We start from the raw sequence: 21218 nt of genomic DNA, 5'->3' as shown, positions 1-21218 counted from the left end.
TAACGACTCTCAGGAAACTCTTACGTCACGGCGGGCCGTAACAGGTAGATTTTCCGCTTTTCACGTGCAGGTTTTCTCATCCGGCGACGGGGGCCGGCCTGGTCAGTCCGACCGACGCGAGCGCAGCTCCGGCGATTCCAGCGGTGTTGAGGAGGGTGGCGGGGACGACCTTCGTGCGGTTGGTCAGGTGCGGAATCCACTTCTCGTGCTTGCGGCTGATTCCGCCTCCGGCGATGAAGAGATCAGGCCACAGCAGGTTCTCGAAGGTGGTTAGAACTCGGGAGACCTCGACCGCCCACTCCTTGTAGCTCCAGTCCTTTTTTTCCTTCACCGACGACGCCGCTCGATGCTCGGCTTCCTTGCCGTCGACCTCGAGGTGGCCGAACTCGGTGTTGGGCAACAGAACTCCGTTGTGCAACACGGCAGATCCGATTCCGGTGCCGAAGGTCAAGAGGATCACGACGCCGGAGGTGTCCTTGCCCGCGCCGAACGAGTCCTCGGCAATTCCGGCGGCGTCGGCGTCGTTGAGGACGGTGACTTCGCGCCCGCCCAGGGCCTTGCCGAAGAGCGAGGCCGCGTCGGTGTCGATCCAGGACTTGTCGATGTTCGCGGCGCTGCGCGCGACGCCGCCGGTCACGACAGCGGGCAACGTGATGCCGACCGGCCCGGTCCACTTTGCTTGCTCGACGATCTCGGCCACAGTGCCCGCGATCGCATCGGGAGTGGACGGCTGCGGGGTCAGGATCTTGATGCGGTCACCGATCATTTCCCCGGTGCTCAGGTCGATCGTGCCGCCCTTGACGCCGCTGCCGCCGACGTCGATCCCGAAACCTGTGGTTGTCATCGTCCTGCGCTCCTGAGTGTCGAATTCGAGGTCACGATCTACCGTTGCAAACACTAACCCGAACAAGGACTCGGGCGCGTGCGACTCCAGGCGTTCGAGTGGTGCCCCTCGGTAGAGATGTGTTGCGATGGTCCGGTGCGCCCTTCAGAAAGAACGTTGCCCGACTTTTCCGCCGATTCTCTGGACCCCGCACAATTGCGGGCAGTTGCCGTAGCCGTCGCCGAACGCGCAGCCGAACACGTCCGCGTGCGTCGGCCCGAGGTATTCGGCCTGGTGGGTTCCGGTGCCTCCGAGGGTGGTTCGGTTGCTGCGAAGAGCACGCCGACCGATCCCGTCACGGTGGTCGATACCGAAACCGAACAGGTGATTCGCGACCTTCTGGCGCAATTGCGCCCTGCAGATTCGATCTTGGGTGAGGAAGGTGGCGGAGACACCGACGATTCCGCGGGAGTTCGATGGGTTGTCGATCCCATCGACGGCACGGTGAATTTTCTCTACGGAATCCCCGCATTCGCCATTTCGGTGGCCGTACAGATCGACGGGATCTCAGTGGCCGGGGCTGTCGTCGACGTGTCGCTGGAAACAACGTATTCCGCGCACCGGGGCGGCGGCGCAACCATGGCCACGGCCGACGGCGTCGTCAGCGAACTGCACGCCAATGAGGTGACCGAACTGTCAATGGCTCTGTTGGCCACCGGTTTCGGCTACGGAGCGGATCGCCGAAAGGTGCAGGGCACCTTGATCGGGCAGATCCTGCCGCAGGTTCGCGACATCCGACGCATAGGTTCGGCTGCTTTGGATCTGTGCATGGTTGCCACCGGCCGGGTCGACGCTCACTTCGAGCACGGGCTGAGTCCGTGGGACTGGGCCGCGGGCTCCCTGATCGCTTCCGAAGCGGGCGCCGTGATCAACGTCCCGGCGCCCAATTCCACGTCGGCCGACGGCGATGTCGTCTATGCGGTGGCTCCGGCGATCGCCGAGCAGTTCGCGCACATGCTCAGTTCGATCGGCGCAGATCAGCCGATTCCGAGCTGAGGCCGAACCGGGTTTGTCAGCAGCGCGCCGTGCGCGCTGCTTTGAGCAGTGCGATGTCCATCGGAGCGACTTCGGCGTTTGCGGGCTGCTCGGCCAGAGCATGCAGGATCGCGGTGGCGTCGGTGTTGGGGGTCAGGGCGCCCTTGTTGTAGGTGCCGAGAGCCAGGTCGACGGTGTCGTCGCCGCGGCCGTCCTGAACCAGTTCGGCGCAGGGGGCGACCAGCCAGACGGAACTGGCGGCGGCGAGGCCGTTCGCTCCGAAGCGGATCTGACCCTGGCACTCCATGTTCTGGTCGACGTAGACGGGGTCGTTTCCGACCTGGACGTCCGGCGCGCTGGAGAAGCCGAACTCGCTCAGTTGCGCTGCCACCTGGGCGGCCTGACCGTGTTCGCCGTTGGCGTTGAACACACGAACCTTGGTGGCCGCCAGGGGAGCGGGATCCACGTCGAGCAGCTTCGAGCGGTCGACGACGGTTCCCAGCGGTAGTGGCGCCGCTGCCGAGGGATCGGAGGAAGGCTGCGGGAGGTTGCAGGCGACGGTGTCACTGACTTCTGCCTCGGCGCTCAGGATGCGGACCCACAAGACACTGCCGATCAATGCGAGTACCGCGAACACGGCGATCACCGGCCACGCGCGCCGACGGCGGAACGGACGTCCCTGGTCATCGGTAGAGCTGCCTTCGGTGATCAGAGAAACCACGGTATCCCTCGACTTTCTTGACGAAACTTCTACTTCGCCATCGGGCCGAGCGGCGCCGGCATGACGTTCGGTGCCTACCTTAGAGGGCTTGTGTGACGACACAGCCGAGGCGCGGCTCGACGCGTCGACACGTTGTCGATCGCCCAACGGTAGTTGGGCAACTAGCGGGCAGTTTCTACCCGGATCCGGTCTGAAAATGTCGCCGAAAGGTCACAGCTTGCTCTTGCCTTGGTGACAATTCGCAGTCATTTTTCGGAAATTTCCGATTCGGTTACTACTTTCGTGCTCACGTCGGCTACTGTCTGGCGGCCCAGGTCGTTCAACTGGGCATCGGCCGGACGCCGAAATGACAACCAAATGAGGCGCAGATCACGTTCTCGGAAGGAACTTCCGGGCACTAATTCCAGTCCTGCAGCGTTATGCAGCGACAGGGAATGATCTGGATGCCACGGCGGTTTCCATGCGCATCAAGGATCTACCGGATTCTCGGCGCACACGGGACCGGGATACACGAAGAGGATGGGGTAGACGAGATGGCAACTGACTACGACGCACCGAGGCGTACAGAGTCCGACGAGGTTTCGGAGGACTCTCTCGAGGAGCTGAAGGCGCGACGCAACGAAGCGCAGTCAGCCGTCGTCGACATCGACGAGACGGACACCGCGGAGTCCTTCGAGCTGCCGGGTGCCGACCTTTCCGGCGAGGAACTCTCGGTTCGAGTTGTTCCGAAGCAGGCAGACGAGTTCACGTGTTCGAGCTGCTTCCTGGTTCATCACCGCAGCCGCCTGGCCAGTGATGCCAACGGACAGCTCGTATGCATGGACTGCGCTGCCTGATCTCCCTTCCCGGTGGTCGACCCGTCAGCTCGCGGGTCGACCAAGGGTCGGGAAGTACTGCTTTGGTGTGACCGCGCTGGTCAGCGATCCAGCGCAGCCAGCAGATCAGCGGGACGACGTGTGCTCACCAGCCAGTACGGCGTGGGATCCTCCGGGTCGTCGAGCACGATCAACACCATTGTCTTGACCCATGGGCGATGTTGGACGAACGCCGACGGATCGAGTTGGCGCCCCATCGCCGCACTCTTTGCGGAAGCCGGCACTGCTGCAGCCCGCGAAATCAGTTCGACCGGCAGGTGGGCTCGACCCACGTGCAGTTCTTTCACCCCTGCTGTCTCCACCACCTCGACGCGCATCCGGCTGAGCCAGAATGCCGCCCAGATCGGGATGGGGAGCAGCACGACGTACGCCAGGTACGAAAGAAGCCCCGGGCGGCCCATGTGGACCTCGGCCGCGAGGAGTCCGGCTACGGCCAGCCCGGCGATCCACCACCAGATCGGCACCCACAGGCGCTCGGAGAACAGCGTCGTGGACGGGGGCGTTGTGGTGGCGACGTCAGGTCGAGATGTTTCGGGCACCTGTCAAGGATAGTCCGTCGCTACGAGTAGTCTTGGCCCACGTGAGCGACCATCTCTCCATCGCCTTGAAGCGACTGGATCCAGACCTGCCCGTTCCACAGCGTGCGCATCCCGGAGATGCGGGTGTGGATCTGTGCTCCACCAGCGATGTCACCATCGAACCCGGCCACCGAACACTGGTCGGAACGGGGATCGCGATCGCTTTGCCGGTGGGCACCGTCGGGTTGATCCATCCGCGTTCCGGACTTGCCGCAAAATCGGGACTGTCGATCGTGAACGCGCCCGGAACCGTGGACGCGGGATACCGGGGCGAACTCAAGGTCTGCTTGATCAATCTCGATCCGGCCACAGCCATCGACATCCGCCGCGGTGACCGAATCGCTCAGCTCGTGGTTCAACGAGTCGAACTTCCGGTTTTCGAGGAAGTCGAGTCGCTGGACGACACGACCAGAGGAACCGGAGGCTACGGTTCCAGCGGCGGTCACGCGATACTCGATACCGATGCGCCTGGCGCGGTCGTCGGAGAGGGAGTCTGAATCATGTTCGGACGCAAGAAGAAGACAGACGTCGACGAGGAAACCACCAGCTTCTTCGGTGACGAGAACGACGAGTCGGTGGAGATCGACGAGGTCGAAGACGATCTCGACGTCGCCGGCGACGAGTTCGGTGACGAATCGGAAGGCCCTTACGACATCACGGAGATCGATTCCGACGATCCGACGGCAGGCCGTGACGGTCAGCGCCTCGATCTCGGTTCCGTTCTGGTGCCGATGCCGACCGGCGGACAGTTGCAGGTCGAGATGGCACCCAACGGTTCGCCGCAGGCCGTGCACCTGGTCACCGAATATGGCCGCATCACGGTTGCTGCATACGCCGCCCCGAAATCACCCGGTCAGTGGCGTGAGGTCGTTGCCGAGCTCGCGCAGTCGCTTCGCGACGACAATTCTGCGGTGAGCGTCGAGAACGGCCCTTGGGGCCGGGAACTGGCTGCCGTGACGGCCAACATGGACCTGCGGTTCATCGGCGCCGACGGTCCGCGGTGGATGGTCCGCTGCGTGGTTGCGGGTCCGAGCGGATCCACCGCCGCGAACACCCCTTTGGTGGCAATCGCACGCGACATCCTGCGCGACACCGTCGTCAACCGAGGATCAGAGCCGCATCCGGTGCGGACACCGCTGCCCGTCGTGCTCCCGCAGGTACTCGCCGAGCAGCTGGCGGCCGCACACGAGCAGCAGTTGGCAACAGCGCAGCAGCAACAAGTCGCCGCCCAGCAGCAACAGCAGTCAGCTCCGCCCGCTCCGCCGTCACCTCCAGCGCGACCGACCCCGCCGCCGCGTAGCGGCGAATCCGGTTCTGCCATGCAGCAATTGGGTCAATAGCAGGTTTTCTTTCAGGCGCTCGCGGTGGTATCGGATTCGATCGCCGCGAGCGCTTTGATGCAGGTGGACCCGAGAACCGCGGGGTCGCGCCCGATCATGTCGAGCGTCGTCGTGGCGACTGCGCCGCGGGGGAGTGCATTCGCCCAGGCCTGCGCCACTGCCGCGGGATGAACCGGATCGTCCACCGCCGAAGCGATGCCGACCGGAATGCCCACCGCCTGTAACGCGCTCTCGCTGAGCGAGTGGTACGACGCCGCCTCGTCGAGCGCGGCCGGGAGATCGGGCCATTGAGAGCGCCAGGAGCGCTCGAGTTCGGCTCCGAGCCACGCCGGACTCGACGCGAGCATCGCTGCGATCACCGCCTCCAATCCTTCGGAGCGCAGTTGTGCTGCGGTGAACCTCGCGCTCGCTGCAGCGGGTGCGTCGTCCGCCGACCCGATCCAGGCCGGAAGCGCTGCCAACACACTCACGGTTCTATCGGGGTTCTCGGCGGCCCACTGGAGCGCCACGGCGGCCCCGATCGAGACGCCCCCGACGATGATTCGGCCGTGCGTGTCCGCGGCTCGGTCCATCGCGTCCAGATAGCCGTCCACGACACGCCGAGGGTCCGGTTCAATTGCGACGATGCGCACACCCAGAGCCGCTAGCGGCGCCCGGAATGCGCGGTCTGCGAAGTGGGCGTCAGAGCCTGTACCTGGGAGAACGACGGCAACGGTCGCCGATTCTGAGTTCTGCATCTTTTGATCTTGCCCGGTGCCCCCGAGACGCGGACTGACCGGTGTGGTTACACGCTCGTAATGGGTCTACAGTGGCGATCACACAGCCCTTCACGTGACGCGAAACCCTTGCGTCATACATGTTCGCAGGAGCGCGCAATGGCACCCGCCGCCGCAGGATATTTTCGTCGACTGACCCAGCGTCTGACCGAGGACGTCGACCAGTTGGACGCCCAGGAGATGGCCGAGTCCAACAAGGCTTCCGGAGGTCAGAAGGCCTGCGATTGTCGTCGCGGTGAAGAAGTCACGATGGTGGGCCGACTCCGCAGCGTCGACGCGTGTCCCAAGTCGGGAAATGCCAGCATCGAGGCCGAGTTCTTCGACGGCACCGAGGTGATCAATCTCGTCTGGATCGGGCGTCGCCGGATCCCGGGAATCGAGACCGGTAAGACCCTGCTGATCCGCGGTCGTGTGGGCGAGCGTGACGGTCGCAAGGCGATCTTCAACCCTTACTACGAACTGCGCGGCGAATAGGCGCGTTTCCCGCATTTACCGTGCAACTCGGTGACTGTGGCACCCTCGACAGGTGACTGAAACACAACAGCGATCGGTAATCGACCAACTCGGCGGGCTGAGTGGTCTGATCTATTCGTCTTTGCCGATTCTGATTTTTGTCCCGGTCAACAGTATCTGGAACCTCACCGCGGCAATCTGGGCCGCATTGGGCGTCGCTGTCGCTATCGCGGCCTGGCGCCTTTTCCGCAAGGATTCCCTCCAACCCGCAATTTCCGGGTTTCTCGGAGTCGGAGTTTCCGCGTTCATCGCCTATCGCACCGGCGATGCCAAAGGATATTTCCTCTTCGGTATCTACACGAGCCTCGCCTACGGTGCGGTCTTCCTGATTTCCATCCTCGTGCGCTGGCCCCTCGTCGGAATCATCTGGGGTTATCTCAACGGGCACGGCAATCTCTGGCGCAAGCACAGCTCCGCCGTCCGGCTCTACGACATCGCGACGGCGGCGTGGGCGCTGGTCTTCGGTGCACGGTATCTCGTTCAGTCACAGCTCTACGACACCGACCACACTGGATGGCTCGCAGTCGCGCGTATCGGCATGGGTTGGCCATTGACCGGTTTGGTGCTGCTCGTGACGGTCTGGGCTGTGCGGAAGGCCGATCGCATCGTCGAGCCGGAACCGGTTGTGGAGCCCGAAAGCAGCGAGCCCACCGCAACGGACGCAGGGTCCGAAGAGGTGGGCTCGGTGAATTTGACGAAGCCGCGCGAAGACCGCGATCTCAGCTGATCAGGTCCTGGTACTCGGGGTGCTTGTCGAGAAACTTCACGACGTACGGGCAGACCGGGTGAACCTTGAGGCCACGGGCGCGTAGGTCGTCCAGAGCCTGGCGGACCAGAATCGCGGCCAGCCCGAAACCTTCGAAGGCCGGGTAGATCTCGGTGTGGTTGAACGAGACGACGTCACCGGACGTGGTGTAGTCCTCGATGCCGGCGAGGTCGCCGTCTGCATGGATCTCGTACCGGCTCTGGGCTGGATTGTCGGTGACTACGGTGTTTTCGGGTGCTTGTGCCATGTGATTCCCTTTCGTCGTCAGTGTGTTCGTCGGTCAATTCTCCAGGCGGAGTGCAACGCGCAACTGATCCTCGGCGTCGACGGCCGCGACGAACAGGAGTTCGTCTCCACCTTCGATGGGATCGTCCATCTGCGGGACGATCACACGCCCACCCCGCAGAATGGTGACCAGTGCGCAGTCCCGCGGAAGTTCGAGCTTCTTGACGGCTTTTCCGGCAAGAGGTGTGTTGTCGGGCAACGTGATCTCGACGAGATTGGCCTGCCCCTGCCGCAGTGTCATCAGTTTGACCAGGTCACCGACGGAGACGGCTTCTTCGACGAGCGAAGCGAGCATCCGCGGTGTCGAGACGGCGACGTCGACGCCCCACGACTCGTCGAAGAGCCATTCGTTGCGGGGATCATTGACGCGGGCGACAACTCGGCGAACGCCGAACTCGGTTTTCGCGAGCAGACTGAGGACCAGGTTGGCCTTGTCGTCTCCGGTTGCGGCGATCACGACCTCGTAGGACTCCATCGACGCGTCCTCGAGGCGGCTGAGTTCGCACGCGTCCGCGTGTACCCACTTCGCCTCGGGCACCGACTCCGGTTCGATGTGATCGAGTTTGCGCTCGATCAGCATGACGTCGTGTGAGCTTCGAATCAGCTCTCGCGCAATGGAGCGGCCTACGGCGCCGGCTCCGGCGATGGCGACCTTCATCGAGAACTTCCAATCACGTTGTAGTGCAACACAGTCGCAGGCTTGTTGTGAGGGGCGGCGTTCGGATCAGTCATCTGCGGCCTCCGTCAGTCGTCACTCGGCGGCGGGTTGCCGGCCAGTGCGATCGCTTCGGCGACAGTTCCCGATACCGCGGCGATGTAGACCTGGTCGTCGGCCTGGATGACGGTCTTGCGATCGGGGAGCACGCCGGTTCCGAATCGGATGATGAAGGCGACTCTCGAACTGGTCGCGCTCTCGAGTAGTGCGATCGGCTTGCCGGCCCAATCCTCGTGCAGGGCAAGTTCGGTAATCGCAACAGTGCCCGAAGGATCGCGCCACTTCGCGGTCTGACTTTCCTTGGTCAGCGTGTGCAGGAAGCGATCCGTCGACCACGGCACGGTCGCGACGGTGGGGATGCCGAGGCGCTCGTAAACGGCGGCACGCTTGGCGTCGTAAATACGCGCGACGACGCGTTCGACGCCGAAAGTCTCGCGTGCGACTCGCGCCGCGATGATGTTGGAGTTGTCTCCCGAGGACACCGCAGCGAAGGCGTCGGCCCGCTCGATGCCCGCCCGGACCAGCACGTCACGGTCGAACCCCATTCCCAGAACCTTGGTTCCCGGGAAGTCGAGATCGAGACGCAGAAACGCACTCTGATCGCGGTCGATGACGGCGACCTCGTGTCCGATCCTGGTCAGAGACGCGGCGAGGGAAGAACCCACTCGACCGCACCCCATGATGACGACATACACGCCCTACTCCGTTCATGGACCCTCATGGCGCGATTGCACGCCGAATCGAACGGTACAGCCCCTCACGGGAAGAGCAAGTACAACGGTCGCCTGCGTGCCGGGTGTCACGACAAAAGGTGAAGTTGGGGCTCTGATGACTCCGAATCGGGCGAGACGGCTTACGCTTTGCACGTGTCTAAGCTCTCGACCGCTACCAAGCGGCTCCTGCTCGGTCGGCCGTTCCGAAGCGACAAACTCGGGCACACGCTGCTACCCAAGCGAATTGCACTACCGGTCTTCGCGTCCGACGCGATGTCGTCCGTCGCGTATGCCCCCGAAGAAATCTTCCTGGTTCTCTCCGTCGCGGGTATTTCCGCGTATGCGTACACGCCCTGGATCGGATTGTCCGTCGCCATCGTCATGGCTGTGGTGGTGGCGAGCTACCGCCAGAACGTCCATGCATACCCGTCCGGTGGCGGCGACTACGAGGTTGCAACGGTCAACCTCGGCCCGACCGCCGGTCTCACCGTCGGTAGTGCGCTGATGGTCGACTACGTGCTGACGGTCGCCGTGTCGATCTCGTCGGCGGCGTCGAACATCGGCTCGGCTCTGCCGTTCGTCGCACAGCACAAGGTGTTGTTCGCGGTTGCGGCGATCGTGTTGCTGACCGCGGTCAACCTTCGCGGTATCCGTGAATCGGGGACCGCGTTCGCTATTCCGACCTATGCATTCATCGTCGGCATGTTCCTGATGCTCGGGTGGGGGTTCTTCCGGATCTACGTTCTCGGCGAGGACGTGCACGCGGAATCGTCGTCGTTCACGCTCAACGCCGAGGATTCGCATCTGTACGGAATTGCCTTCGCGTTCCTGATCGCGCGCGCCTTCTCCTCGGGCTGTGCTGCCTTGACCGGCGTCGAGGCCATCAGTAACGGCGTACCGGCGTTCCAGAAGCCGAAATCGCGCAACGCGGCCACGACCTTGCTGCTGCTCGGGTCGATCGCCATCGTCCTGTTGATGGGCATCATCATCCTGGCTCAGAAGATCGGCATCGTCTACGCACACAATCCGCAGGAACAGCTGGTCGGTGCGCCGGAGGGTTACCACCAGAAGACCTTGATCGCGCAGATCGCCGAAGCCGTGTTCAGTGGTTTCCCGATCGGATTCTTCTTCATGGCGATCGTCACGGCACTGATCTTGGTTCTGGCCGCGAACACCGCGTTCAACGGATTCCCGGTACTCGGATCGATCCTGGCGCAGGACCGGTACCTACCGCGTCAGCTGCACACGCGCGGCGACCGACTGGCATTCAGCAACGGAATCCTCTTCCTCTCCGGTGCTGCGATCGCATTCGTCGTGGTGTTCGGCGCCGAGGTCACCAAGCTCATCCAGCTGTACATCGTCGGCGTCTTCGTCTCGTTCGTGCTCAGCCAGACGGGCATGATCAAGCACTGGACTCGGCATCTGAAGTCCGAGACCGACAAGGCACAGCGGGCCCGGATGCAGCGCTCGCGAGTGATCAATTCGATCGGTCTCGCAATGACCGCCACCGTCCTGATCATCGTTCTGATCACCAAGTTCGCTGCCGGCGCCTGGATCGCCATCGTCGCGATGGTCGCGATCTTCATCGTGATGAAGATGATCCGCAAGCACTACGACAGCGTCGCAGCCGAGCTCGAGGAGCAGGAGTGGGACGGCGTACTTCCCAGCCGCACGCACTCGATCGTGCTCGTCTCGAAGTTGCACATGCCGACGATGCGAGCTCTCGCCTACGCGCGAGCCACGCGACCGGACACCCTCGAAGCCATCACGGTCAACGTCGACGAGCCCGACACCCGTGCACTCGTGCGTGAGTGGGAGAAGAGCGACGTGACGGTTCCGCTCAAGGTGATCGAGTCGCCGTACCGCGAAATCACCAAGCCGGTTCTCGATTACGTCAAGCGTGTACGACGCGATGCTCCGCGTGATGTCGTCACCGTCTTCATTCCCGAGTACGTCGTCGGACACTGGTGGGAGCAGATCCTGCACAATCAGAGCGCGCTTCGTCTGAAGAGTCGTCTGCTCTTCCAGCCCGGCGTGATGGTGACCAGCGTTCCGTGGCAGCTGAGTTCGTCGGCAAAGGCAAAGCCGCTGGACATCGAGAAGACCGCAGGCGCCACGCGTCGCGGTTACGACACCGGCGAGAAATGATCACCGGCGAAAAATGATCGGCAACATCGAAATGGCAGGCGTAGTTCGTTGAGTGAGAATTGGACCGGGCAGACCTTCGAGGTCGATCTGGGCAACCCCGGTCACGGCGGGTTCGTCGTCGCCCGGCACGAGGGACGGGTCGTGTTCGTCCGTCACGGTTTGCCGGGGGAGCGGGCGCTGGTCCGGGTGACGGAGGACAAGGGTGGATCGTTCTGCCGCGCCGACGCGATCACAGTTCTCGACGCATCTCCGCATCGCATCGATCCGACATGCCCGATCTCCGGCCCGGGCGGGGCGGGCTGCTGCGACTACTCGCATGCGGATCTGAGTGTCCAACGTGAGATGAAGACCTCGGTCGTGCGTGAGCAGCTTCTGCGACTCGCTCGTGTCGAATCGGACGTCGCGGTAGAGGAACTACCTGGAACCGGAGACGGAACGGGTTGGCGCACGCGAGTCCGGTTGGCGGTGGACGGGCACGGGGTCGCGGGATACCACGCGTACCGGAGCAACCGGATCGTCACGGACCTGCGCTGCACCCAGATCGATCAGAGCGCGTACGACGGTCTCGGCGGTGCGCAATGGGCGCCAGGGAGCGAGCTGCAGGTCGTTCTCGACGCTGCCGGTCAGCGGCACGTCGTGGAAATTGCCGCACCCGCGGTGTCCAAGACGGGACGGCGGACGCCGGGGCGTCGCGGCGCGATGGCACGCCGAGCGGCGAGCGGCGGCCCGCGAAAGACCCGAGTGGCCATCGGATCGGACACAGTGATCGAGCGCGTCGGCAATCGAGAATGGGCGCTGGCCGCGACCGGTTTCTGGCAGGCCCATCGCGGCGCTGCGAACGCGTACTCACAGGTGGTCGGGGAGTGGGCCGGAGCCGCTACCGCGGACACGGCGTGGGATCTCTACGGCGGAGTCGGGGTTTTCGCATCCGTGCTCGCCGACCTTGTCGGGCCGTCCGGCGTGGTGGAGTCAGTCGAATCTTCGGCGCGCGCAGTCGCGGACGGGCGGGCAGCTCTGTCCGATCTCGGTCAGGTGCGCTTCCACAGCGCCCGCGTCGAGAACGTCATCGCGGATCTGGAGCGTTCGCCTGCCGTCGTCGTGCTCGACCCGCCACGTGCGGGAGCCGGCCGTCCGGTCGTGGAAGCTCTCGCCGCAACGGGCGCCGAACGGATCGTGCACATCGGGTGCGACCCGGCGTCGTTCGGCCGCGATATCGGTCTCTACCTGGAGCAGGGCTTCAGAATCGGCGGCCTCCGAGCGTTCGACGCCTTCCCTCAGACACACCACATGGAGTGCATCGCGCTCCTCGAACGCTGACGCGTCCCGAAATCTTTCCCTGAAACGGTGTGACGCTTCTCGCGTTCAGAACAGTTGCTTGCATTACGCAACTAATCGTATAGTTTCGTTCTGCAAGTAGTTTTCCGTTTTCAAGTCACGGCTCGTTCGGGCCACTCGAATTCAGGGGTAGGCAATGTCGGTACAGCCGGAGACGGCCCAGGCGCTCGTCGACACGATCTTCATGTTCGGCAGATCGCTGCGAGCCGCGGTCACCACCGGTGCAGACAGCCTGCTGCCGCCTGCGCTGGTCAGTGTGTTGTTCATGCTGGCAGCGCGTGGGGAGTGCCGACAGAACGAATTGGCCGTCGATCTATGTGTCAGTCAGTCGTCGCTCAGCCGACAAATGTCGGATCTGGTCGACGCGGGGTATGTCGAGAGAAATCCCGATCCGGCTGACAAGCGGGCGTTCCGCATCCGAGTATCTGAAGAGGGACACGACGTTTTACGGAGAACCACGCAGCGGCGTGCGGCGCGTTTGCGCAACATGCTCGAAGACTGGAGCCAGGAAGAGGCCATGGCCGCAGTGACATCGCTGCAACGTCTCAACGAGACGTTCGGCGCATCGAATCGGCAGGCCTCGCCGGCAGTTCCGCACACGGGCGTAGAAAGTATTGGGAGATAAGGCACATGGCAGCAACAGTAGGAGAAACCCGGGCAAGTACCGGAGGTGACGGATCGGCTCGCGAAGCGGGCGCGATGACTCACCGCGAAATTCTCGAAGCACTCACCGGACTCATCGCAGCGCTGTTCACCGCGCTGCTCAGCAGCACCATCGTTTCGACAGCGCTTCCCACGATCATCGGTGAACTGCACGGAACTCAGACGCAGTACGCCTGGATCATCACCACGGCACTGCTCGCCACTGCGGCATCGACGCCGATCTGGGGCAAACTGGCCGACCTTTACAACAAGAAGGTCCTGGTCCAGACCGCGATCGTCATCTTCGTGATCGGCTCGGTCATCGCCGGCGCGGCGCACAATGTTCCGTTGCTGCTCGGTGCACGTGTCATCCAGGGCATCGGCATGGGCGGCCTGACCGCTCTCGTCGTAGCCATCATCGGCACGATCATCCCGCCGCGAGATCGCGGTCGCTACTCCGGATACATGGGTGCGGCAATGGCCGTCTCGATGTCCGGTGGACCGATCCTCGGCGGCGTCCTCGTGGACACTGCCGGCTGGCGCTGGTGCTTCTACGTGTGTGTTCCGTTGGCAGTCATCGCACTGTTCCTGCTTCAGCGCACACTGCACGTCGAGACCGTGAAGAAGGACAACGTCTCCATCGACTGGATGGGCGCCACCTTGCTCACCGCCGGTGTCAGCGTCCTGCTGATCTGGGTTTCGTTTGCCGGTCAGGACGACTACTACGCCTGGTTCTCGAAGGAGTCGGCCTTCTTCGTCATCGGTGGTCTGGCCCTGCTCGGCCTGACGATGTTCGTCGAATCCAAGGTCAAGGATCCGATCCTGCCGATCAAGATCATCACCGAGCGCACAACTGCTCTCGCGATCATCGCCTCGATCGCAGTCGGTGTCGGCCTCTTCGGTGCGACGACCTTCCTGACGCAGTACTTCCAGACCGCACGCGGATTCGATCCCACCGAAGCCGGATTGCTCACCATTCCGATGGTCGCAGGCATGCTCGTCGCCTCCGTCGGCTCGGGACAGCTGATCACCAAGTTCGGTCAGTGGAAGCCCTTCATCGTCGCCGGCGCAGTACTGCTGCTGGTCGGTTTCGGGCTGCTGTCGACGATCGACCACGCCACCAGCCTGTGGACCATCGGAATCTTCATCGCCATCGTCGGTCTGGGTACCGGCATGTTGATGCAGAACATCGTGCTCGCGGTGCAGAACACGGTCAGCGTCGAGAACATCGGTGCGGCCAGCAGTATCGTGGCGTTCTTCCGCACGTTCGGCGGCGCGATCGGCGTGTCGGTGCTCGGTTCGATTCTTGCGACCCGCGTCAAGACACTGACAGTCGATTCGGTCTCCACCTTGCCGCCCGAGCAGCAGGCAGTAGCTGGAAAGAGCCTCCAGGATGGCCTCGACCTGAGCAATATGCCTGACTTCGTCTCGCAGATCGTTCGGTTCGCCTACGGCGACGCAACAGGACGGATCTTCCTGGTCGCAGCCGTCGTCGCTGTGGTCACGCTCGTGTCGGTCATCTTCATCCCGAACCGTCCGCTGCGCACCACGATCGACATCGCGACTCCTGACGCCGAGCAGAAGTACGAAGAAGAGCGCGAAGAGAAGAACCTCACTCGCTGATCCGCATGCCCGGCTGGTCTACCGCAGGCCGCGTCTTCTGAACAGTTATGTCACGCCATAGCCCATCGAACGCGGACAGAGATCGATTCTTCGATCTCTCCGCGTTCGACGGCTATCGGGGCCGAATCCGCTTTCATCGCCGCGACACGTCCGCGCATCGGCACGATCTGGTCGAAGTCCTCGAGCACCTCGAGAACTTCGACCAGATCTTTGTCTGCCAGGTCCGCGAACTGTCTGGCTTTCGATTCGGCTGCCGTCCATGCCAATTCGCGTGCTTTTGTCGCCAGATCGCTGCGGTCGTCGAGGTCGAACTCGAGCCCGTCGAGCCGAATCGCGTCGCCGCCCACCGATACACACGCCGCGATGACGGCGGCGGGGGAGTTCGCCGCTTCCGGCTCCAGCTCTCGCAGTACGACTCGGAAAGTTGTCGATGCGGTGAATCCTGTTGTCTCCTGGCGGCCTCCGTCACTCCAGTGAGTCTGCGGATGGACGCTCAGCCCGGCGGTGGTGAGGTCCGCTCCGCGCACACCGCGCGCGTGCAGGGTCTCGGTCAGAGCAGTGGACAGACGCGCGACGGCGTCGAATGCGTCGGAAACGGCCGTCTGTGTCACCGATACTCCGATCGTCAGCCGCACGATGTCGGGAACAGCTGTTGCAGTGGCAGTTCCGGTCACCGTGACAGTGGACGGTTCCGAGGTGAGGGCGGTGGTCGGCATGTGTACTTCCTATCCGATTCGTCCGGCGGATATGACACTCCGCAACATCAGGTCCAATTGCTCGTAGGCGCCCGCAGCCAGTCGTTCGAGAAGCGCAAGTTTCAACTCGGGTGCCTGTGCGGTCAGTTCTGCATATCGCTCCGGAGTCAGCACGGCCACGGTGACCGTGGAATCGGCGCGGATGTCGTTGAGGAACGGAGTGTCGAGGAACATCGTCATCTCGCCGAACGTCATTCCGGCGGAGAGCGTCGTGATGCGGTGCTCGACCCCGTGCGCGTCGGTGAACATGGTGCTGACCTGGCCACTGAGAATCAGGTAGAAGCCAGACGCCGATTCACCTCGGCGGGCGATCTTCTCGCCGCGGGCATAGGTACGAGTCTCCAACTCTGCCGAGAATCCCTCGATCTGTGCCGCGGACAGAGCATCGAGAACTGGGTGGTCCTCGATCGAGATCGTCGACGCCTGCCGTTCGGCCTCACAATGCACCGCAAGCAACGTGTCTTCGCACCACTGCATGGCGGAATCGAGATCCGCAAAAACCCGACCACTTCTTCTGGCGGGGTCGATGCTCGAACTTCGTTGTCCCAGCAGTCCTTGCGGATCGACGACGGCCACCGCACAAGCCTGCTCGGCCAGTTGAACCTGCAGCGCAGTGATCATGCGTACTGCGACGTCGCTGGCGTCGTCGACACGGCGGACGTCGATGACGACAACTTCGAGGCCCTCGTCCACCGAGCCGATTTCGCGGACCGCCGATTCGGCACCGGTGAAGAGGAGATCGCCGTGCAGTTCGTAGACCCGGCTGCGCTTGCCGACGTCGTCGAGCACAGCCTGTTCGGTCGGGGTGCGTCGTACTCGCGACGGTGCTTCGATGACGCTGTATCTGGCCCGGATCGACGAGCGTGACGCCCGCGTCACGTGGAGGAAGTGCAGTTCGAGTTCCTTCGACAGTGCCCGGGCAGACGCAACTCCGCGAACGCTGTTTCCGTGAACGTCGAGCCTGGGGGAGTACACCGCGATGCCGATCTGGCCGGGCAGAACCGCCAGGACTCCGCCGCCGACGCCGCTCTTGGCCGGCAATCCGACCTCCACCAGCCACTTTCCGGCGCCGTCGTACATGCCGCACGTCGCCATGACGCTGAGGACCTGTTCGACGCCCGCGGGGGCCAGCGCGCGCTCGTGGGTGAGCGGATTGACACCGTTGTTCGCCATCGTCGCAGCCATCAGACTCAGGTCGCGGCAGGTCACGTCGATCGAGCATTGACGGAAATACAGGTCGACGGCCTCGTCGGGATTGCCGGTGATGACGTCGAAGGATCGCAGCATGTGTCCGATCGCGCGGTTGCGGTGACCGGTGCGCGCCTCGGAGGTGTAGACCGACTCGTTGAATGCCAGTTCGCGGCCCGCGTACCTCGAGTACGCCGAGCGGATGCGCTCGAAGCGGGCCTCGGGATTCGGGCCGGCGACCAGTGATGCAGCGGTGATCGCCCCGGCATTGATCATGGGGTTTCGTGGCCGTTCGGTGAGCGGGTCGAGGCTGATTTCGTTGAACGGCTCGCCGGATGGTTCGACGTCGATTTTCGCGGCAACCGCCTCGCTTCCCCGATCGGCGAGAGCCAAGGCGTAGGTGAAGGGTTTCGAGATCGACTGAATGGTGAACGGGATTCGCGAGTCGCCGATCTCGTAGACGTAACCGTCGACGGTGGCGATGCAGATTCCGAACGAATCGGGGGCGACCGCCGCGAGTTCGGGGATGTAGTCGGCCAACTCGCCCTCGTCGAGTGATCGGACTTCGTCGAACACTCGCGTTATCAGGTCTTCGACCACAGTTCCCATATGTCGACCTTAAGCCGACATGGCGGTCGTTTTGTGGAACAAGAGTTGTCGAGTCGATTGCGACGGATCCCATTTGTCTGTGATTGCGATCACGAGCGATCCGTGGGATTTCGCTGTTACGCGAAGTCACACCGGATTCGGGCCGAGTCCGCGTGTCGGTTCGCCGGAACGCTCCGTAGACTGGCAGCACTGTCGCGAAGACAGCCGCGGCGCGCACCGGTGCAGCTGTGAAGCACGGAGGGAGCGATCTCGTTGGGTGTTCTTGCCCGCATTCAGGGTCCTGACGATCTACGTCAGTTGAGCCACGCCGAGATGACGGAGTTGGCCGACGAGATTCGTGAGTTCCTCGTGCTGAAGGTCGCTGCGACCGGTGGTCACCTCGGGCCCAACTTGGGCGTCGTGGAGTTGACCCTCGCACTGCACCGAATTTTCGACTCGCCGCAGGACGCGATCATCTTCGACACGGGCCATCAGGCCTACGTGCACAAGATCCTCACCGGTCGTCAGGATCAGTTCGACACTCTGCGTAAGCAGGGCGGACTGTCCGGGTATCCGTGCCGCGCCGAGAGCGAACACGACTGGGTCGAGTCCTCTCACGCTTCCGCCGCGTTGTCCTATGCCGACGGCCTCGCGAAGGCCTTCGCGCTCACGGGCCAGAATCGCCACGTTGTCGCCGTCGTCGGTGACGGCGCCCTGACCGGCGGAATGTGTTGGGAAGCCCTCAACAACATCGCAGCCGGAAAAGACCGTTCGGTGGTGATCGTCGTCAACGACAACGGCCGCTCGTACGCGCCGACCATCGGCGGCCTCGCCGACCATCTTTCGGCACTGCGCACCGCGCCGAGTTACGAGCGCGCCCTCGACAGTGGCCGACGCATGGTCAAGAGACTGCCCTGGGTGGGGCGCACCGCGTACTCCGTCCTGCACGGAATGAAGGCGGGTCTCAAGGACGCTGTCAGCCCTCAGGTCATGTTCACCGATCTGGGTATCAAGTACCTCGGACCGGTCGACGGTCACGACGAAGCCGCCATGGAATCGGCGTTGCGCCGGGCGAAGGCCTACGGCGGACCGGTCATCGTTCATGCCGTCACTCGTAAGGGCAACGGTTACGCACACGCCGAGAACGACGTGGCCGACCAGATGCATGCCACCGGCGTCATCGATCCCGTCACCGGTCGCGGCACCAAGTCGTCCGCGCCGGACTGGACGTCGGTCTTCTCGGCCGCATTGATCGAGCAGGCTTCGCGTCGTGAGGACATCGTCGCCATCACCGCGGCGATGGCCGGGCCCACCGGCCTCGCGGCCTTCGGGGAGAAGTTCCCCGATCGGATTTTCGACGTCGGTATCGCCGAGCAGCATGCGATGACCTCGGCCGCCGGTCTTGCACTTGGCGGACTTCACCCCGTCGTTGCTATCTACTCGACCTTCCTCAATCGGGCTTTCGACCAGTTGTTGATGGACGTCGCACTGCTCAAACAACCGGTGACAGTCGTGCTCGACCGCGCCGGGGTCACCGGAGTCGACGGCGCCAGCCACAACGGCGTCTGGGATCTTTCGCTGCTCGGAATCATCCCGGGGATTCGCGTCGCGGCACCGCGTGATGCAGACACACTGCGGGAAGAACTGGACGAGGCGCTTCTCGTCGACGACGGCCCAACGGTCGTACGGTTCCCGAAGGGTGCTGTACCCGAAGCGATTCCGGCAGTGAAGCGACTCGACGGAATGGTCGACGTTCTCAAGGCCAGCGAGGGTGAGCGCGGCGACGTGCTCCTCGTCGCGGTGGGCCCGTTTGCATCCTTGGCACTGGAGATTGCCGAGCGGCTCGACAAGCAGGGCATCTCGGTTGCCGTCGTTGATCCGCGATGGGTTCTGCCGGTCGCGGATTCGCTGGTGAAGATGGCGGACAAGTACGCCCTTGTGGTCACCATCGAAGACGGCGGTCTGCACGGCGGCATCGGTTCGACGGTCTCGGCCGCGATGCGTGCCGCCGGAGTGCACACGTCGTGCCGCGACATGGGCGTTCCCCAGCAGTTCCTCGATCACGCCAGCCGCGAAGCCATCCACAAGGAACTCGGACTCACGGCTCAGGACCTCTCCCGCAAGATCACCGGCTGGGTGGCGGGGATGGGCAGCGTCGGCGTCCACGTCCAGGAAGACGCGTCGTCGGCTTCGGCTCAGGGCGAAGTCGCGCAAGGCTGACGGCTCGTCTCACGATAATCTCGAAAAGCGGTGGCCCTCGGATCAATCCGAGGGCCACCGCTTTTCGGTGTGAAACCGTGAGATCTCGCTACTGGACGGATTCGAGTGTGCTGCCTCGCGTTTCCTTCACGAATCGCAGGACGACGAACAGTGACAACGCTGCCATGACGGCGTAGCCGGCGTAGGTGTACGACAGATTCCAATCGGCCAGTGCCGGGAACGTCCAGGAGACCAGGAAGTTCGCGACCCAGTTGGTGGCGGTCGCAATTCCTACTGCAGCAGCACGCACGCGATTGGGGAACATTTCGGAGATCAACACCCAGACCACCGGGCCCCAGGACAGAGCGAAGAAGAACACGAATGCGTTCGCACCGATAAGTGCGATAGTCGCGTTGGCTCCGGTCAGCGTGGCCACCGATTCGCCGATCTCGTTCTTGGTCACTGTTGCCGAATGGAAACAGAATGCCGCGGTGCCCAGTGAGATGGCCATACCGGCGGAACCGACCAACAACAGCGGTTTTCGACCGACCCGGTCGATGACGGCGATGGCGACAAACGTACCGACGATGTTGACCAAGGCGCTCACGACGCTGATCAGAAGGGAGCGGTCGGCGCCGAATCCCACTGCCTGCCACAGGGTGCTGGAGTAGTAGAAGATCACATTGATACCGACCAGCTGCTGCAGTGCGGCCAACGCGATACCGACCCACACGAGGTGGGAGACGCCGAGCCGCTTCGAGAAGAGTTGGCGGACCGTGGTTTTGGCCTGCTTCTCGCTGAGCGAGTCGCGGATCTCGTTCATCCGCTCGGTGACGGCGTCGTGATCGCCGCCTTCCAGGTCGGAGATGATCTTGCGAGCGCGATCGTCCTTGCCCTGCGCTACGAGGAATCGCGGCGACTCGGGAATCGTGGTCGTCATGATCAGATACAGAACTGCGGGAACGGCTTCGAGCATCAACATCCACTGCCAGGCCTCGAGGCCCGCGATCTGATTGCGATCGCCACCGGCCGCGGCCTGGAGTGCGTAGTTGACCAACTGCGACACGGCGATTCCGAGAACGATCGCCAATTGGTACATCGAACCGAGACGGCCGCGAATCGCAGCGGGAGAGATCTCCGCGATGTACGCCGGAGCGATGACCGATGCGAAACCGACGGCCAGGCCGCCGACCACGCGCCAGAACGTGAGGTCGTAGACGCTGAACGGAACTGCGGAACCGACGGCGCCGATTATGAACAACACCGCGGCTATTTGCATGACGCGGATGCGGCCGAGGCGATCTGCGAGTGTGCCTGCGATCCAGGCGCCGAGTGCTGCGCCGAGCAGAGTCAGTGAGACCGTGAGCCCGGTGCCCGAGGCGCCGATGTCGTACTTGTCTCGGATCGCACCGACTGCCCCGTTGATGACGGCGGTGTCGTATCCGAACAGAAAACCGCCGAGCGCGGCGGCGCCGGCGAAGAGCACTGCATGTCCGACGTCGGCGCGAGTAGCGCCGGATCCACCGCCGGAGGCGGTTCCGCTGAATGCCATTCCTGCCCCCTCAAAGGCCCTACGGTCGACACCCCGATGCGTCGATCC

General features: G+C 63.4%; 21 protein-coding genes. 11 read left to right on the top strand and 10 right to left on the bottom strand.

What is annotated here, in order from left to right; all coding sequences use genetic code 11:
* Nucleotides 1–76: 76 nt before the first annotated feature.
* Entirely contained in the window at nucleotides 77–844 is a 768-nt protein-coding gene (gene ppgK, locus QM596_RS11570) for a polyphosphate--glucose phosphotransferase (RefSeq protein WP_037120333.1), read from the bottom strand.
* Nucleotides 845–1000: 156 nt separating this feature from the next.
* Here ppgK and QM596_RS11565 point away from each other — a divergent pair, with 156 nt between their 5' ends.
* Complete coding sequence (locus tag QM596_RS11565; RefSeq protein ID WP_021344118.1) at nucleotides 1001–1879, top strand: inositol monophosphatase family protein; 879 nt, start codon at nucleotides 1001–1003, stop codon at nucleotides 1877–1879.
* A 16-nt stretch (nucleotides 1880–1895) separates the two neighbouring features.
* Here QM596_RS11565 and cei read toward each other — a convergent pair whose 3' ends face one another.
* Nucleotides 1896–2579, bottom strand: coding sequence for an envelope integrity protein Cei (cei, locus tag QM596_RS11560; protein ID WP_003942618.1), 684 nt, complete (start codon nucleotides 2577–2579; stop codon nucleotides 1896–1898).
* 533 nt (nucleotides 2580–3112) lie between these two features.
* Here cei and QM596_RS11555 point away from each other — a divergent pair.
* Nucleotides 3113–3415 carry a DUF4193 domain-containing protein gene (locus QM596_RS11555; RefSeq protein ID WP_003942593.1) on the top strand — a complete coding sequence of 101 codons (303 nt, stop codon included), beginning with the start codon at nucleotides 3113–3115 and terminating at the stop codon, nucleotides 3413–3415.
* 80 nt (nucleotides 3416–3495) lie between these two features.
* Here QM596_RS11555 and QM596_RS11550 read toward each other — a convergent pair whose 3' ends face one another.
* A complete protein-coding gene (locus tag QM596_RS11550; protein WP_019748248.1) occupies nucleotides 3496–3993 on the bottom strand; it encodes a DUF3093 domain-containing protein in 498 nt (165 codons plus the stop codon).
* A 41-nt stretch (nucleotides 3994–4034) separates the two neighbouring features.
* Between QM596_RS11550 and dut the strand changes: the two genes are divergently transcribed.
* Nucleotides 4035–4529: a dUTP diphosphatase gene (gene dut, locus QM596_RS11545; RefSeq protein WP_003942635.1), complete on the top strand. Its 495-nt coding sequence runs from the start codon at nucleotides 4035–4037 to the stop codon at nucleotides 4527–4529.
* 3 nt (nucleotides 4530–4532) lie between these two features.
* Nucleotides 4533–5372 carry a DUF3710 domain-containing protein gene (locus tag QM596_RS11540; RefSeq protein WP_283309075.1) on the top strand — a complete coding sequence of 280 codons (840 nt, stop codon included), beginning with the start codon at nucleotides 4533–4535 and terminating at the stop codon, nucleotides 5370–5372.
* 11 nt (nucleotides 5373–5383) lie between these two features.
* Here QM596_RS11540 and QM596_RS11535 read toward each other — a convergent pair whose 3' ends face one another.
* The gene (locus QM596_RS11535) at nucleotides 5384–6109 is read right to left on the bottom strand and encodes an alpha/beta fold hydrolase (RefSeq protein ID WP_042951781.1); all 726 of its coding nucleotides are present in this window, start codon (nucleotides 6107–6109) and stop codon (nucleotides 5384–5386) included.
* 138 nt (nucleotides 6110–6247) lie between these two features.
* Here QM596_RS11535 and QM596_RS11530 point away from each other — a divergent pair, with 138 nt between their 5' ends.
* Together QM596_RS11530 and QM596_RS11525 are read left to right on the top strand one after the other, a co-directional pair.
* Nucleotides 6248–6622 carry an OB-fold nucleic acid binding domain-containing protein gene (locus QM596_RS11530; protein ID WP_003942613.1) on the top strand — a complete coding sequence of 125 codons (375 nt, stop codon included), beginning with the start codon at nucleotides 6248–6250 and terminating at the stop codon, nucleotides 6620–6622.
* Between the two features lie 52 nt (nucleotides 6623–6674).
* A complete protein-coding gene (locus QM596_RS11525; RefSeq protein ID WP_019748252.1) occupies nucleotides 6675–7388 on the top strand; it encodes a DUF3159 domain-containing protein in 714 nt (237 codons plus the stop codon).
* On the opposite strand, the gene QM596_RS11520 is transcribed toward QM596_RS11525, so the two are convergent.
* The 3 genes from QM596_RS11520 to QM596_RS11510 all read right to left on the bottom strand — a co-directional run bounded on the left by QM596_RS11520 (nucleotide 7381) and on the right by QM596_RS11510 (nucleotide 9122).
* A complete protein-coding gene (locus tag QM596_RS11520; RefSeq protein ID WP_019748253.1) occupies nucleotides 7381–7674 on the bottom strand; it encodes a GNAT family N-acetyltransferase in 294 nt (97 codons plus the stop codon). The two genes, QM596_RS11525 and QM596_RS11520, sit on opposite strands and share 8 nt — an antisense overlap.
* A 33-nt stretch (nucleotides 7675–7707) precedes the next feature.
* Entirely contained in the window at nucleotides 7708–8370 is a 663-nt protein-coding gene (locus QM596_RS11515) for a potassium channel family protein (RefSeq protein ID WP_003942632.1), read from the bottom strand.
* An 86-nt stretch (nucleotides 8371–8456) separates the two neighbouring features.
* Complete coding sequence (locus QM596_RS11510) at nucleotides 8457–9122, bottom strand: potassium channel family protein (protein ID WP_019748254.1); 666 nt, start codon at nucleotides 9120–9122, stop codon at nucleotides 8457–8459.
* Between the two features lie 171 nt (nucleotides 9123–9293).
* Here QM596_RS11510 and QM596_RS11505 point away from each other — a divergent pair, with 171 nt between their 5' ends.
* The 4 genes from QM596_RS11505 to QM596_RS11490 all read left to right on the top strand — a co-directional run bounded on the left by QM596_RS11505 (nucleotide 9294) and on the right by QM596_RS11490 (nucleotide 14888).
* Nucleotides 9294–11288 carry an APC family permease gene (locus tag QM596_RS11505; RefSeq protein ID WP_007732857.1) on the top strand — a complete coding sequence of 665 codons (1995 nt, stop codon included), beginning with the start codon at nucleotides 9294–9296 and terminating at the stop codon, nucleotides 11286–11288.
* 48 nt (nucleotides 11289–11336) lie between these two features.
* Nucleotides 11337–12605 carry a class I SAM-dependent RNA methyltransferase gene (locus QM596_RS11500; RefSeq protein ID WP_020907565.1) on the top strand — a complete coding sequence of 423 codons (1269 nt, stop codon included), beginning with the start codon at nucleotides 11337–11339 and terminating at the stop codon, nucleotides 12603–12605.
* A 154-nt stretch (nucleotides 12606–12759) separates the two neighbouring features.
* Nucleotides 12760–13248 (top strand): MarR family winged helix-turn-helix transcriptional regulator, encoded by a 489-nt coding sequence (locus QM596_RS11495; RefSeq protein ID WP_003942624.1) that lies wholly within the window; start codon nucleotides 12760–12762, stop codon nucleotides 13246–13248.
* A gap of 5 nt (nucleotides 13249–13253) precedes the next feature.
* The gene (locus tag QM596_RS11490) at nucleotides 13254–14888 is read left to right on the top strand and encodes an MDR family MFS transporter (RefSeq protein WP_021334295.1); all 1635 of its coding nucleotides are present in this window, start codon (nucleotides 13254–13256) and stop codon (nucleotides 14886–14888) included.
* A gap of 50 nt (nucleotides 14889–14938) precedes the next feature.
* Here the strand turns inward: QM596_RS11490 and QM596_RS11485 are convergent, their stop codons facing one another.
* Together QM596_RS11485 and glsA are read right to left on the bottom strand one after the other, a co-directional pair.
* Nucleotides 14939–15604, bottom strand: a complete 666-nt coding sequence (locus QM596_RS11485; protein ID WP_019748257.1) for an SIMPL domain-containing protein — start codon at nucleotides 15602–15604, stop codon at nucleotides 14939–14941.
* 9 nt (nucleotides 15605–15613) lie between these two features.
* The gene (gene glsA, locus QM596_RS11480; protein WP_019748258.1) at nucleotides 15614–17440 is read right to left on the bottom strand and encodes a glutaminase A; all 1827 of its coding nucleotides are present in this window, start codon (nucleotides 17438–17440) and stop codon (nucleotides 15614–15616) included.
* A 252-nt stretch (nucleotides 17441–17692) separates the two neighbouring features.
* On the opposite strand from glsA, the gene dxs reads away from it, so the two are divergent.
* Nucleotides 17693–19639, top strand: a complete 1947-nt coding sequence (dxs, locus tag QM596_RS11475; RefSeq protein ID WP_019748259.1) for a 1-deoxy-D-xylulose-5-phosphate synthase — start codon at nucleotides 17693–17695, stop codon at nucleotides 19637–19639.
* A gap of 88 nt (nucleotides 19640–19727) precedes the next feature.
* On the opposite strand, the gene QM596_RS11470 is transcribed toward dxs, so the two are convergent.
* On the bottom strand, nucleotides 19728–21170 hold the full coding sequence (locus QM596_RS11470; RefSeq protein ID WP_020907569.1) for a sugar porter family MFS transporter: 1443 nt from the start codon (nucleotides 21168–21170) through the stop codon (nucleotides 19728–19730).
* Between the last annotated feature and the right edge of the window lie 48 nt (nucleotides 21171–21218).

The organism is Rhodococcus sp. IEGM 1406 (assembly GCF_030056745.1).
Taxonomy (GTDB): domain Bacteria; phylum Actinomycetota; class Actinomycetes; order Mycobacteriales; family Mycobacteriaceae; genus Rhodococcus_F; species Rhodococcus_F erythropolis.
Note: the sequence above shows the minus strand (reverse complement) of the source record. Positions and strands in the feature narration are given on the sequence as shown.

Coding starts and splice junctions, on each gene's coding strand:
- glsA (WP_019748258.1), bottom strand. CDS start 17,440: ATGGGAACTGTGGTCGAAGACCTGATAACGCGAGTGTTCGACGAAGTC.
- QM596_RS11520 (WP_019748253.1), bottom strand. CDS start 7,674: ATGGCACAAGCACCCGAAAACACCGTAGTCACCGACAATCCAGCCCAG.
- QM596_RS11515 (WP_003942632.1), bottom strand. CDS start 8,370: ATGAAGGTCGCCATCGCCGGAGCCGGCGCCGTAGGCCGCTCCATTGCG.
- QM596_RS11470 (WP_020907569.1), bottom strand. CDS start 21,170: ATGGCATTCAGCGGAACCGCCTCCGGCGGTGGATCCGGCGCTACTCGC.
- QM596_RS11530 (WP_003942613.1), top strand. CDS start 6,248: ATGGCACCCGCCGCCGCAGGATATTTTCGTCGACTGACCCAGCGTCTG.
- QM596_RS11485 (WP_019748257.1), bottom strand. CDS start 15,604: ATGCCGACCACCGCCCTCACCTCGGAACCGTCCACTGTCACGGTGACC.
- QM596_RS11495 (WP_003942624.1), top strand. CDS start 12,760: ATGTCGGTACAGCCGGAGACGGCCCAGGCGCTCGTCGACACGATCTTC.
- QM596_RS11540 (WP_283309075.1), top strand. CDS start 4,533: ATGTTCGGACGCAAGAAGAAGACAGACGTCGACGAGGAAACCACCAGC.
- QM596_RS11555 (WP_003942593.1), top strand. CDS start 3,113: ATGGCAACTGACTACGACGCACCGAGGCGTACAGAGTCCGACGAGGTT.
- QM596_RS11490 (WP_021334295.1), top strand. CDS start 13,254: ATGGCAGCAACAGTAGGAGAAACCCGGGCAAGTACCGGAGGTGACGGA.
- QM596_RS11535 (WP_042951781.1), bottom strand. CDS start 6,109: ATGCAGAACTCAGAATCGGCGACCGTTGCCGTCGTTCTCCCAGGTACA.
- ppgK (WP_037120333.1), bottom strand. CDS start 844: ATGACAACCACAGGTTTCGGGATCGACGTCGGCGGCAGCGGCGTCAAG.